This window comes from Psychrobacter sp. 1Y1, assembly GCF_051847395.2.
In the GTDB taxonomy this organism is placed as follows: Bacteria; Pseudomonadota; Gammaproteobacteria; order Pseudomonadales; family Moraxellaceae; genus Psychrobacter.
This window is the reverse complement of the sequence record NZ_JBPYDF020000001.1, coordinates 1803622-1816972: the sequence shown is the minus strand read 5'-3', so window position 1 is coordinate 1816972 and position 13351 is coordinate 1803622. Positions and strand designations below refer to the sequence as shown.

The following is a 13351-nucleotide window of genomic DNA, read 5'->3' as shown; positions in this document are numbered from 1 at the left end:
TCTTTTTAATCTGATTAACTGCTATAACAATTTTTATCTATCTAATTGCTATATAAGGTTTATTAATCAGGCAGGCCAAACAAGGCATCTAGACCTTTAATGAATGCGATGGGAATATCCCAAGTAACCAGTCCATAGCAACTATTACTGCTCAAGTTATCGTGATTAGACTGAACCACATCTTGCGATGTAGGCATAGTAGCTGCCTGAGCATTCGGGTCATACACACCGCGTAAAAATACGTACTCTACAGCGCCTAAATATTTATCTTCGTTACCCGTATAATCACTGATCCTCATAGCAAGGAACCGATGCAATGCTACTTGATAGATTGCTGCTTGTAGCCAGTACCCCGCCTTGGACATTGCTTTCTTGAGCGTATCTTCATTGTAATCGCTTAGGCTATTTCCTAGAAAGTTACTCTTATAATCGACCACATAATACTTGCCAGCATGCTCATACACCAAGTCAATCTCACCACGCAAATAACGATATAGATGTGCTTTATTTTGTGGCACTAGAGTAACGTGTTTATCTGTCTCGTCAGGTAAATACCGTTGAAAAAGTTGACTAATATCCTGTGCTTTGAAATTCTCTGACAATCCCATGTTGAACTCTAACTCGGCAAATCGCTTACCTTTATCAAGAGCAATCAAGGGTTGATTGGAAGCCAACAGTGGCGCATGCAACACTTCTTCAATCCAATTGATTAATGCCTCATGCTTGGTTGTATCTATTGAATCGAAATCAATGACACCGTTGATTCCTTTCTTCCTTCCTTGTGATCTGCGGCTCTGCTGTTCAGCACTACTATATATCAGCGGTAACTGATAGCTATTAATCGCTCTATCAATAACCTGATGCCACTGGGCTTTATTAGTGAAATCGATTTGTTCAAATATCTCATGCAAAAACGTACCGGCATTGGCACCTTTTACAAAGGTAAAGCGGATATCCTCTTCTGACTTGAGGCTTAGTTCACTGTCTTGTTCGAGAGACTCTTTGCTATTCAGTGAAGAAAGGTCTGAAACAGAAGACTCTGTCATATCAATGTCTATCGCATCATCAATACGCTCATCCACTATCGCCATTGCTTGTGTAGATTCATCTAGCTGACGCGCCAAAGCGGTGAAGCTGGTCTTAGCCCAACCATAAAAATAATTGGTTTTCATCACCTCTGCAAAAGGCGCGTACTCAATAGCTTCTGTCGTAGGCTTATGAGCATTTGACTTGGTAGCAGCCATATGAACTTTGTCATTTATACCTGCTGAGCTAGCACCATTGCTTGCGTAATTATTGTCATAGAACTCATTAACCTTATGCCCTCTGAGCATGCCTACAATGCCTTTGAGCCTATCAGGTAGCTCGAACTTTGCTTCTGACGATTCAAACCAATAAAACACTGGCTTTAGCTCAAACCCTGTCTTGTTACTCGGATCTCGCAGCACCACATAAAGCTGCTCACTGGCCCGAGTAAATGCCACATAACCAAGCCGCCTTATCTCATCAAAACCTTCTTGTGTTTCGATATCAGTATAGTAATCCTCAACCGTGGCAGAGCCTTGCAGTGGTGAGAAGCGGCGCTGATTTCCCGTCGATTGACTGTCTATCGGCTGCCGCACTAGCGCTGAGGGCGCTTGTTGCGCGTTGTATAAATACAGCCCATAGTCTTCTTTATTACCAGACTTCCTACTGGCATCACCCATTCCCAATACATAGACAATAGGGAATTCAAGCCCTTTTGACTTATGAATGGTCATCAGTTGCACGCCAGACTCTGTCGGTAGCGGATATTGCTTAGCCCAATCACTATTAGGCGCTTTATCTATCTGCTGCCTGAACCACGCCAGCAACTCATACTCACCCATACCTAGACCATACTGCGCCAAGATGTCCATCACATGACGCAAGTCCATGATATGACGGTCACCTTCTGGATGAGCAGCTAGGGCCTGCCAAACGCCTTGCGGCTGCACGGGACTTTTATCTAATAAATAATGTAGCGCTGATAAGATGCCAAAGTGCTGCCAACGCTGTGCCCCTTCTTTTAGATAGGTAATAAAGTCTTGATAGCTTTTCTTAGTATCAGCAGCTTCATTCGCTGAGAATTCTTTCGAATTAGACTTATTTGAACGGGCGCTTGGTGTACTGCTACCCTCGGTAATGCCTGACTCATGATCCGTCATCATGGCTTTGATGTTTTTGATACTTAGTCCATATAGATGGCTGGTCAATACCCGATTAATCATGTCATGACGATACGGATATAGCATAGCACTCAGTAGCGCCGCTACATCTTCTGCCATGATAGTCTCAAATATGCTGACATCACTGGTGGTCAAGGTCGGCACATTGAGTTTTACTAGCTCGTCTTCGACTCTTTTCAGATCTTTTTTGGCACGTGCTAGCACCCCAATATCACTCGGCTGAATCGGCTTACCTTTAAGTGTCTGACCACTATTAAGCAAAGTGGCTATATGGCGAGCTGTTATTTCATGCTCATCATAATCAAACTCTTTGTCCTTATCATAAGGCAGGTGCAATAAGCTCACTGGCTGAGCAGAAAGCACCTCTGTCACCAGCACATCATCCAGACTATTTGACTCATTAAACCAAGACAGCTCATATTCTGGTTTTGCCGCTTTGATATGTTGGTAATAAATACCTGTGCCTAATTGAGCTAATTTATTCTCAGCAGTTGTGGCATCAGCCATACCAAACCAACAGTTCAATGCGTTAATCACACCGGCATTAGAACGTCGGTTGATATCAAGCGTCCAAAGGGCGCTTTTATCAAACTGGGCTTTCATATAGTTATAGTTGGCCACATCGCCACCACGAAACCCATAAATAGCTTGCTTGGGGTCACCAACCAATAGCAAAAACTCATTATTGGCTTTTTTAGTGGTTGACTGCTTGTCATTGTCCGACTGTTTACGCTTATTCTTTGGCAAATAAATGCTTTCAATCATAATGGCTTGCTCGCCATTGATATCTTGCGACTCATCAATCAATGCCACAGGATAATGATGACGAATATAACGCGCCAGCTTATCTCCTTGGCGGCCAGTCAATGCTTGGTTTAAGCGTACCATCTGCAAACTAAAGGTCGTCTCGCCGCGCTCTTCTAAAATTACTGGTAGTCTATTACGCACAGCCAGCACAATATGACGGTTAAGATTGGCTAATACCAACAAAATATGCTGATTCAAACTATCAAGCATCTCTAAGATAGCCATTAACTTACTAATAGTCTCTAACTCAAAAAGCGTCTGATGCTCTTTTTCTTTATTCTTATTAAAGTTCTTAATTTTGCCATCTTCATCGGGATATCTAGAATCCTGCAATGATGTCAGAATCTTGTTTTCGCTCTCATTTAAATAGCTATTAAATGTCATCTGATACTGCGATATCTTTTGATGCACCTCGATAATGGCATTAAACTGTTTGGTTAAATTAGAACCACCACGAAACCCTTGAGACTTTCTATAATCAGGATTTAAATAAGGCTGGATATCAGCTAAATCTAACTGAGAGAACTCATTGATTAGCTTTTCGTATGCATCAAAGTCAAAGCTTTTATCAAGTCTTATTTCATCAATCGGCGCAGAGATAAAATTAAGCGAGCGCGTTACATATTTCTTATGATCGCCCACTGCAGACAGTTTGCCTTGCTGATCCATTAGCGCGTAAAGCTTAGGCTGCTCATAGTATAAGCGGCTCTGAAACTGACGCAGCTCATCATGGATAATACTGTCAGTTACCTGTTCAATACTGCTGTCTTCAATAATCCCCATACCCTGCTGGTGACCAGTTTCGCTACTGTACTCCGTCAACCATTTTTGCGCCAAACTATCGAGCGTACCTACAAACAGCTTATCCAATGTGGTTAGTACCAGTGCCGTACGCCTAATAGCTTCCGCCATGGGGTAACTGTACACGTGATCTAGCAAATAGCCGACGAGATGCAAGTTAATAGGATCTTGCATGATGCCATCTAAGCGCACATATTTGGCCTGATTAACCAGCCAATCTTCGCGGTCTTTTTTTGCTTGTTTACGTTTCTCTGCCGCCGCTTGCTTATCAGTAGCAAGGTCTTGATTTAAATCGTCAATATCTGTTTCAGCGTCTGCATTAGTACTTGAACCATTGCCTGCCTGTGTGTCTTTATTACTTTCAGGCAAGACTTGCAATATATTGGGATAGAGACTCTCTTTATTGCTAGTATCGGCACTTAGGCTATTAACCCATTGTAATAATTGATAAAAATCTACCAAACGATCATGGATACGCTGACGCATTTCGGCAGCGGCGGCTCGTGTAAAAGTCGTGGCAATGATTTGCTCTGGTGCACGTCGCGCTTCGATCAGTAGGCGCAGCACGATACCGGTCAACGTCCAAGTTTTGCCCGTGCCCGCTGAGGCTTCAATCAGGTGTTTACCCGTTAGATCAACCTCAACTGCCGGTATGACATCATTTTTACGCTCAGGCACAGCAGATAAAGTCAGTTCATCTGAATATTCATCAAATAAATTCGGTTGTGTAGACAAGTCAATGGTACTGGTTGGATCGCTAAGGTCTGTCATATGGGCGCATACTTTTAATTATTATTTATCAAAACAAAATAGCAAAAACTAATTAGAGGCTGTTCTAAATAACTGGCTAACTATCTAAGTTAGTTAACGCATTAAACATCGGCTCATACAGTGGTTGGGCTAATGTAGTCAACGCTGCCGATAGCGCTTTGAATGCATCTTGGTCTCGTAGTACGTACTGCCAAATAGCATGCTGCGAGCAAGTATCGTATACCGTGTCTGAGTTGTAGTTAGGTCTTAACCAGTCTGAGAAGTCGGCTCGTTTTGGCCAGTAGCGGTTGCTGTCACCTTCTTCATGCTTTAGATACTTATCAAGGTAGTTAAGTGCATATTCTGGTAATAACGTAATAGGCACTTGACCCGTTAACTTACCAAAAACAGCCCATTTTATCAGCTCAATCACAGCATCTTCATACACAATCGGGCTCAGTTTGAATGTAATGACCTTGTCATACTTTTTGACTTGTGAGCTGGGCTTATTAAAGCGCCAAATACTCACGCCATCATTTAATACTACTTGCTCGGCAGTGGTACGTCTAGCCACTTGCCAATACAAATGTGACAACCAAAACTTGAGTAAATGCCTAGGGCTGGCAGAATTGGGCAATATATTTAACCACTGCTTGGGTGATTGCTGAGCATAAGGCACGCCCGCCTGAATAATTGATATGGGTGCTAATATTGGTACTGAACCTTTGATCTTAATGATTTTTGGCAACAGCTTAAGCAGTGTTTCTATACCCTCTATATCTGTCTGATTGCTTGATTCGTTGTCAGTGCTACTAAGTATATTTTTTAGCTCTATCTGAACGGGATACTCAGCGGTTGGCGTCAGTAGCTGCAATACACTGCTGCTATCTGCCTTACTCTCGTTGAGAATACTGCTTTCATCAAAGCCATTAGCCATTAATTGCTCTTTGAATTCCAAGCATTGCTGTTGCAGTTTCTTTTGTTGATTGGGTAGCGTGGTTTGGCGAGCGACACCAGCAGGCATAATTTTTTGATACATTAGAGTTGGAGTGGTAGTTTCATCCGCTGCATTACTATCATTTTTCTTATTCTCATCAGTAACCAATTGTTTAATCAAATGATCTTTGATTTGATAGGTAGTCAGACTGTCCAAGAATAGCGGCTCTTGCTGCGACAGTGCTTCTTCACCTTGCACCACATGCACCTTTTGAGACCGTAAGAACGCTTTGGCAGGATGGCGTACTTGGTAAGCCAATGCCCCTTCAATATCTATCTCACTAACATTAAATATGCTATCAGATAATGCCTCTGTCATACCACTGACGTCGCTAGCATCAACAGCTATATCTAGCGCCAATAGTTCGACCAATGCAAACAAGGTTTGATTGTCTACTTGACCTAGCTGACCCAAGCCTTGACCAAGCACCTGAGCGATTGACTCATACTGCGCCTTCGTGGGTAAGCCCACCAACTCTTTATGCTCACTAGATACTCGACCTTTTAATGTGTCAAACACCGCTTGCCAAAGCGGCGCAGGCGGAAACTGCTTTTTCTGAGCCAGCTTGGTTCTGCGCATGGCTGAATTTAATAAAGCATCCAGCTCGTCAATCATATCGACAGGGCTGGTATCCTGAACATTGCTATTAACGTTGGCATTAGCATTGCCATCAATATCAAGAGACACTTGCTCAAAAACATCAATGCCTTCGATTGCCGTTTCAAACAGACTTTCATGAAAAGGTAGTGCAGGATGCTCAGTCACTAGCCACTGCTTAATCAATTTAGGTAAGTAGCGCTTGAGACTCTCGGTAGTGGGATCAATATTCTCAGGCAATGTTTCAAGCGAGTTCACCTGCCATTGCACCTCGCCTTGCAAGAACTGTAATAGCTCACTCACTGGGTTGGCTGGCAAATGCTCGTGGGTGTCCGTCAAGCTTTGACCGTTATAGAACATCCAGCAAGCACTGCGCGCACACAGTAGCGCATCTAAAAATGCACCGTTGTCATCATCTTCACTAACTCTGTCACCGCGGCGTGCATTGGTCGCTTTCATCAAATCATAGCGGTTGTCACGGTCACGCCCAGGAAACTCAGAGAGATCCATATTGAGCATCACCACTAGCTCAAATGGCACGTTTCTTAGTGCACCGAATCGACCAAAGGTAATCACACCCGTCGGCTCCGCACTGACCTGCTGACTTTCAAGCTCGTTTTCGATACTGTCTAGCATAAAGCTCAGCTTGAGCGGCAATTGCTCCACACCCGCCAGCTTCTGCTCCACTTCTCTGTTATCGACATCACCACTAGCGTACTGCCTATAGTGACGATTGGCTCGCAGACTTGATTTAAAGCCATTCATCGCATTGTAGATGGCGCGCATGGTACGCGTTTGATCCACATCGCCAAAGTAGCGATGGATAACTTGTGTCTCAATCTGGTCGAGCCAATCTTCCGCTTTCATTTTTTGTGTATGATCATCACGACGCGCAACTAAGCCCGTGTAAATACGACAAAGCGCTTCAACGATCAGCGCATCATTTAGGCTCACTTGTGGTAACGGTAAGGTCATTTCTGGTAACGCAGTGCTTGGCCATTCATCGTCATTTAGATCATATAAGCAGTCGCTCAATTCAGCCTCTGGCATGACCAGACCTAAAGTTAATCTGTCTAATGCCTGTGCAAAGCTAAAGCGATAGTCGTAATCATTACCGTCCAACGTTTGCTTAAGATGCAGCTCGTCAAAACCGCGAATAAAGCCCGCCTCTACCAACAAATCACAGCCACGGCTCATTTGCTCATGAGTCAACCCAAAGCTTTCAAATAAAGGCGGTAACATGAGCCAGTCTAAGACTTCAGCTGCTTCAAAACGGGCACTATGGCTACCCAATAGTTTGTAAAAACCGATAATGGCTTCCCATAACTGGCGAATGTCGGCATCAACAACACCAGTCACTTTAGCAGGCAAAGTCAAGCCGTCTTGACCTTTACCATTGACGAAGATAGACCCAATCAATGCATGATGACGTTCAACATCAGGTAGCAGTACAACAATGTCGGAGATATGGCGTTTCTTTTCACCTAGTTTGATAGGTTCATTTAGCCAACGACCAATCATAATACGCAGCACTTCAAGCTGACGCTGCAAACTATGACACGAATGAATGCTTAGGCTATTATCTTGGGAAGAGATTGCCCAAAAACGGTCTTTCTCAAAACGCTTATTCTCTAACGCTTCATCTTCATACCAAGCCGTTGCTGGCTTTTCTTCATCAAGACTTGACTCTATCTGCTTACTTATCGCTTGTGAGACTGTAGCGGCTGTCGCCTGCTGGGTCGATTGCTCATCAAGCATCAACACATCATTTTGCAAACGTTTTAATAAGCTCAGGTTACCTTGCGCATCTTGAGTACTGACAGCGTCTTCAGCAGGGACGACACTTTCATACATGCCATGAACGAGCGCATCATCTACACCATTATCAAAGTTATCTTGCCATTCGACTAGCGCATCGTCGTATTGCTCATTACCTGATAAATTGGCAAGCATGGCAAACGCATCGCGCGACTGCTTACCGAGACGCGACAGCAAACTATGACCATAATCACGTAAAAAGACACTCTCAGGGTTGATAATCTGCTGACGCTGTAACCAAGACTTATCGACGATATCCGCCCAAAACAGCTTTGATGGATTGTAGTGCAATAGCGTGATATTCATGTATTGCGACAGGCGCTGTAGAAAGTCGAGCTCGGTCTGTGGCAGTTGCTGTATGGTAAATATACGCAGTACTTTGGGCAATTGGTCACGCTCATTCGCCTTGTTACCTTTTAAAGCTGACCAAAACGCACGCTCTAGTGCCACACGGTGTAGATGAACATCGGCAAACAAATGCGACCACAAGAATCGTTGGGCGATTTCTAACTCAACATAATGCTCGACCAACCACTCAGGTGTGCCGCGCGCATACTTATCAAAGCGCAGTGATAAGGCGTCTTTATCCGCTATCAACTCACTTACGTTCAACGGCTTGTTTTGCGACCATAATGCCAACCAATCCTCACGATGAGTCAAATAGCGGTTAAACACCCTAGCCAAATCGCTTGCCAGCTGCCAAATACGGGCATCTTGTTGCGCCTTATCCTGTTGTAAGCTGTCTTGTTGAGCGCTTGCCTGTGGGTCATCAATCAAAGACGCTAACAATGGATGAACTGGATGCTTTTCATCTGCAACGATTGTCTCTTGATAATAAGTCAAATACCCAAACAATCGCCACTGCATTACTGTCGGTGACAACACCGCCACTTCGGGTACATTTAGAGTTGTCGCTTCAGGGTTTTGCGCCAGTAAGTATGCATTATGGCGGGTCAATACATCTTGCATCAACGTCCATTGATACTGGCCCCAAAATTTAGTACGCACCAAGGTACTAATACCAGCACGGCTAGCAATAGTTTTATCCAACCAATCACCCAATACCATTGACGGTACAATGACAATAAAAGGCTCAAAAACAGGCTGATCCTTGGACTGATATTGTACGAGCAATTGATCAACGAGGTTTTCGGTACGGTGCGACTGAATAATAGTGAACATAGACAATAATCTGATTGCAATAAAGGTGAGGTATTAGGATTAATAAAGAAGGCTTCACTTATAGATGAGATGTCTGTATCCAATGTCAAAATCGCTATACAACATCCAGACAAAACAAAAATCGATACTCATCAATCCATGTTTGATGGTCGTTACTATGATGCATTTCTGCTAGCATGAGGGCCCTAAACAAAAACAACCATAGTAGCAAATTCTACATATCCATTGATAACGTTGACATGCCAAATTTGCTATCAGTGTGCCATTGATGGTTATCGTTTACTAGTGTAGATGCCGATATTATAATAAGCTTGCGACACTTAGTGTCGTTTTATACTATCATTCATATTTACAATGAAATAATCTCATTGCGGTTTTTAAATTGGCCTTTACAACCTGTATCTAAATAACACTTTCTATTGACGGGATTACTTAATATTATGCCATTGCGTCCCATTGATGCTATTTTTGTCCATCCAAAACAACGCTTATACGTCGTGTATTATCGCGGTGAGTTGTGGCAACTGCCACGTATGAAAATCGATGAGAGATCATGGCAAAACAGACGACCCTATACCGATGATAGTAGCTCACTTTATTTGAGCATCCATCAAGCTATCAGCAACCCTATCCTTGCGCAGAAATTGAGAACGCTAGATCTACCTGTAGCGGTACGTGGTAGCACGTTGCCACGTTTTGAAGCATGGTGGGAGGCACATGGGTTTAGATGGTTAAAAGACAGACTATTAACCGGTGAATCGCCGTTAGCAGCGCATCAAACTACTACACCTGCTGCCAAGGTATTAAACGACCAATCTGATCCTCTAACAGATTGCCAAACCAATGGCCATACTGATGAAAGTGGTGAGGTTAATGAAGAACAAGTATCTACCCCTTCTGCAGACACGGATATCTTTGCAGACATGTTGGCTGAATTAACCGATGAAGTACTAGAACAAAAGCTTTAAAAAATAGATACTACCCTGTATATAAACGTTGCTATGAATCAACTAATAATAAAAGAGCAGTAATATATGAAAGACTACAAACTACTGCTGGCTGGGCTAATCTTGCTACTGCTCACAATCTTTATCGCGGTCTTCATTTGGTTGTGGACCAGTAATCGCAAAAACACAGACCCATTGCCAATCATGGCAAGTGAAAGTGAAGCAGACTCTAGTACGAAAGGTGATGAATCAAGAGAGATTGCTGACAGTGTTTTATACATTCGAGCAGAGGAGAAGTTACAGATACCTTTGGACGATATCATTGTGAGTTTTGAATCTCGTTATCCGCACGTACAAGTGTTAGCGAGCTATGTCTTCTCTAACGACCTTCTTACAGTACCAAGTAGTGGTTCTACCAAAGACAAACTCTTTGTCTTTGATACAGATATGATTATTACCAATGACGATAGCCTATCTACAGAACGAGTATCACTCCTACAGTCAGAATTGCAACAGGCACAAGATAGAAATGGTCAAAGTCAGAAAAGTACTGAGGCCAGTGATATAAGTAATGCATCTGATAAAAATAGTGATAATAGTACGCATGATAAAGATAAAAAGATACACACTCTAAACCCCTTTAACTATGCGCTAAAAGATGAACAGGCGCTTGAAGGTGTCATCCTGACAGACGATACAACTGCTATTAACTTCCGTAATTTTTTACTATCGAGCACAGGTCAAGATATACTAAAAAAATATGATTATGAGAACATTAGTGGTTATAAGAACAGTGTAAATGACTTATTTAAACCAACCTCACAGGCAAAAAATGCATCAGGTGATCATGCTGTAGATGTCACTGACGCGCTTAGCAATGGTGAGTAAAGATAAATTGTCTCTATTTGTCTTTTGTTGATTGCTTTTATGACTGCTTTTTTCTACAATGTCACTCCATAATGCGCCTATAGCTCAACAGGATAGAGCAGTTGCCTCCTAAGCGATCGATCCGAGTTCGAGTCTTGGTGGGCGCACCATCCAATAATATTAGAAGTAATAAAAAACCCCTTGTAAGCCTTGTGCTACAAGGGGTTTTTTATATTCAAGGGTTAATAGGCAAGGTTAGTAAGGAATAATAAAATTATATCTTGGTTACTTTTGACGGTATCGACCAATATCGACAAATAAGATACCGTCAAAATCATTAACTTACACATTACTGAAACAAGCTAAGCGACCATACAGACCTTATAGTTTTATATTAAGGCATAGAAAAAAATCACCCTAACTGTTCAAGTTAAGGTGATTTTTTATAGTGTTTGCAATATTGATAATAGCTAACTATCTAATGTCTAACTTAGAAAGAAGTACGGCGATAGTTACGATATTCAGGTAACCAGAAGTTCGCTTTTAATCGGCGTTGTAAATTCTCCGATGTGATAGGTAATGCTAGCTTATCTTGAGCTGCTTGTAATGCCACTGCATACGCTATTTTTTCACTAATCTCTCTGATAACTTTGATCGGCGGTAAGATGGCACCAGGTGCTTTTTCGTATTCCATTGATATATCTGCAAGGGCTTGGCTTGCTGCCGTTAGCATATTATCGCTGATACCTGACGCACGTGCTGCTAAAACACCTAGACCAATACCAGGGAAAATATAGCTGTTATTACACTGAGACACTTCAAAAGACTGACCGTTATAAGTGGTATAAGGAAACGGACTACCCGTCGCAACAATTGCCTTACCTTTACTCCAATTCATGACTTCTTGCGGCGTTGCTTCCACACGAGACGTTGGATTTGAAAGTGGTAGTACAATTGGGTGCTCAGTATTAGCACATAGCGACTCGATCACTTCTTGGGTGAACAGACCTTTTTGTCCGCTAACACCAAATAATACGGTGATTTTTGCTTGTTTAACCACTTGCGCTAAGCCGAGTTTCTTACTTTTATCCCAGCTTGCAATAGCTGATTCCTTTTGTACTAATGGTTCTTGGAATTTTTGCAGCTCTGTCATGCCATCTGTTAGCAGGCCATAACGATCAACCATGAACACTTGACTACGAGCTTGCTCTTCAGTCAATCCTTCACGTTGCATTTGGCGAATAATATGCTCAGCAATACCGCAACCTGCAGATCCTGCGCCTAAAAATGCGATATTCTGTTGGCTAAGTTTTTGACCTTTATTTAGACACGCTGCAATCAGAGTACCAACCGATACCGCAGCAGTCCCTTGAATATCATCATTAAAGCAGCATAGCTGATCACGATATTTATTCAATAATGGTGTCGCGTTTTCCTGAGCAAAATCTTCAAATTGCAATAACACTTCTGGCCAACGGCGCTTAACGGCTTGAATAAATAAGTCCACAAATTCATTATATTCATCGCCAGAGATGCGCGGATTTCTCCAGCCCATATACATAGGATCATCAAGCAACTGTTGGTTATTGGTGCCGACATCCAGCAAAATAGGTAGACAGTAGGCTGGGCTAATACCACCACAAGCCGTGTATAAAGACAACTTACCGATTGGAATGCCCATACCGCCAATACCCTGATCCCCTAGGCCCAAGATACGTTCACCGTCAGTAACAACGATCACTTTGACGTTTTGTTTGGTGGCATTTTGTAGCATATCGTCGATTTTGTGACGCTCAGGATATGAGATAAACAAGCCACGTTTACGACGATAAATTTGCGAGAATTTTTCACACGCCTGACCAACGGTTGGGGTATAAATGAGCGGCATGACTTCTTCGATATGCTGCTCAATTAGATGATGAAATAAGGTTTCATTGGTATCTTGGATGTTACGCAAGTAAATATGCTTATCCATCGCATCAGTGAATGAGCTTAGTTGATGATAAGCACGTAATGATTGCTCCTCAATCGTTTCAATATTATGAGGTAATAGCCCCGTTAAATTAAAACTACTACGTTCTTCTGATGAAAAAGCACTACCTTTATTCAATAAAGGTGTCTCTAAAAGAGCGGGTCCAGCAACAGGAATATATAAAGGACGCTTGTTTGACATAATGTAATCTTCTTATTAAAGGCATATGAGTGAAAGCCATACTAAGTGAAAGCTATGCTAGTGCTGCATTATACATAGCATCGACTGGTATTTAACAATAGATAACAAAATCATTTTGAATAAATATGCTTCTGAACTCGAGGCCACTGATACATTTACCGAGAAATAATAAAAAAGCACTACCCATTGGCAGTGCTTCTGAGGG

At 42.4% G+C, this 13351-nt stretch carries 5 protein-coding genes and 1 tRNA gene; 3 read left to right on the top strand and 3 right to left on the bottom strand.

Annotation, left to right across the window (positions count from 1 at the left end):
• Window positions 1-62 precede the first annotated feature (62 nt).
• Window positions 63-4586: a UvrD-helicase domain-containing protein gene (locus ACS8FA_RS21520; RefSeq protein WP_439265506.1), complete on the bottom strand. Its 4524-nt coding sequence runs from the start codon at window positions 4584-4586 to the stop codon at window positions 63-65.
• 76 nt (window positions 4587-4662) lie between these two features.
• A complete protein-coding gene (locus tag ACS8FA_RS21515; RefSeq protein ID WP_439265504.1) occupies window positions 4663-9159 on the bottom strand; it encodes an exodeoxyribonuclease V subunit gamma in 4497 nt (1498 codons plus the stop codon).
• A 440-nt stretch (window positions 9160-9599) separates the two neighbouring features.
• Between ACS8FA_RS21515 and ACS8FA_RS21510 the strand changes: the two genes are divergently transcribed.
• The 3 genes from ACS8FA_RS21510 to ACS8FA_RS21500 all read left to right on the top strand — a co-directional run bounded on the left by ACS8FA_RS21510 (window position 9600) and on the right by ACS8FA_RS21500 (window position 11143).
• Entirely contained in the window at window positions 9600-10127 is a 528-nt protein-coding gene (locus ACS8FA_RS21510) for a hypothetical protein (RefSeq protein ID WP_101205851.1), read from the top strand.
• A 66-nt stretch (window positions 10128-10193) separates the two neighbouring features.
• On the top strand, window positions 10194-10994 hold the full coding sequence (locus ACS8FA_RS21505) for a hypothetical protein (RefSeq protein ID WP_201607084.1): 801 nt from the start codon (window positions 10194-10196) through the stop codon (window positions 10992-10994).
• A gap of 73 nt (window positions 10995-11067) precedes the next feature.
• Window positions 11068-11143: transfer RNA gene (locus ACS8FA_RS21500), tRNA-Arg, on the top strand.
• Between the two features lie 320 nt (window positions 11144-11463).
• On the opposite strand, the gene ACS8FA_RS21495 is transcribed toward ACS8FA_RS21500, so the two are convergent.
• Window positions 11464-13146 (bottom strand): NAD-dependent malic enzyme, encoded by a 1683-nt coding sequence (locus ACS8FA_RS21495; RefSeq protein WP_439265501.1) that lies wholly within the window; start codon window positions 13144-13146, stop codon window positions 11464-11466.
• Between the last annotated feature and the right edge of the window lie 205 nt (window positions 13147-13351).

Bases quoted from the DNA above. Each gene is read 5' to 3' on its own strand.
- ACS8FA_RS21520 (WP_439265506.1), bottom strand. From the start codon at position 4,586: ATGACAGACCTTAGCGATCCAACCAGTACCATTGACTTGTCTACACAA.
- ACS8FA_RS21515 (WP_439265504.1), bottom strand. From the start codon at position 9,159: ATGTTCACTATTATTCAGTCGCACCGTACCGAAAACCTCGTTGATCAA.
- ACS8FA_RS21510 (WP_101205851.1), top strand. From the start codon at position 9,600: ATGCCATTGCGTCCCATTGATGCTATTTTTGTCCATCCAAAACAACGC.
- ACS8FA_RS21505 (WP_201607084.1), top strand. From the start codon at position 10,194: ATGAAAGACTACAAACTACTGCTGGCTGGGCTAATCTTGCTACTGCTC.
- ACS8FA_RS21495 (WP_439265501.1), bottom strand. From the start codon at position 13,146: ATGTCAAACAAGCGTCCTTTATATATTCCTGTTGCTGGACCCGCTCTT.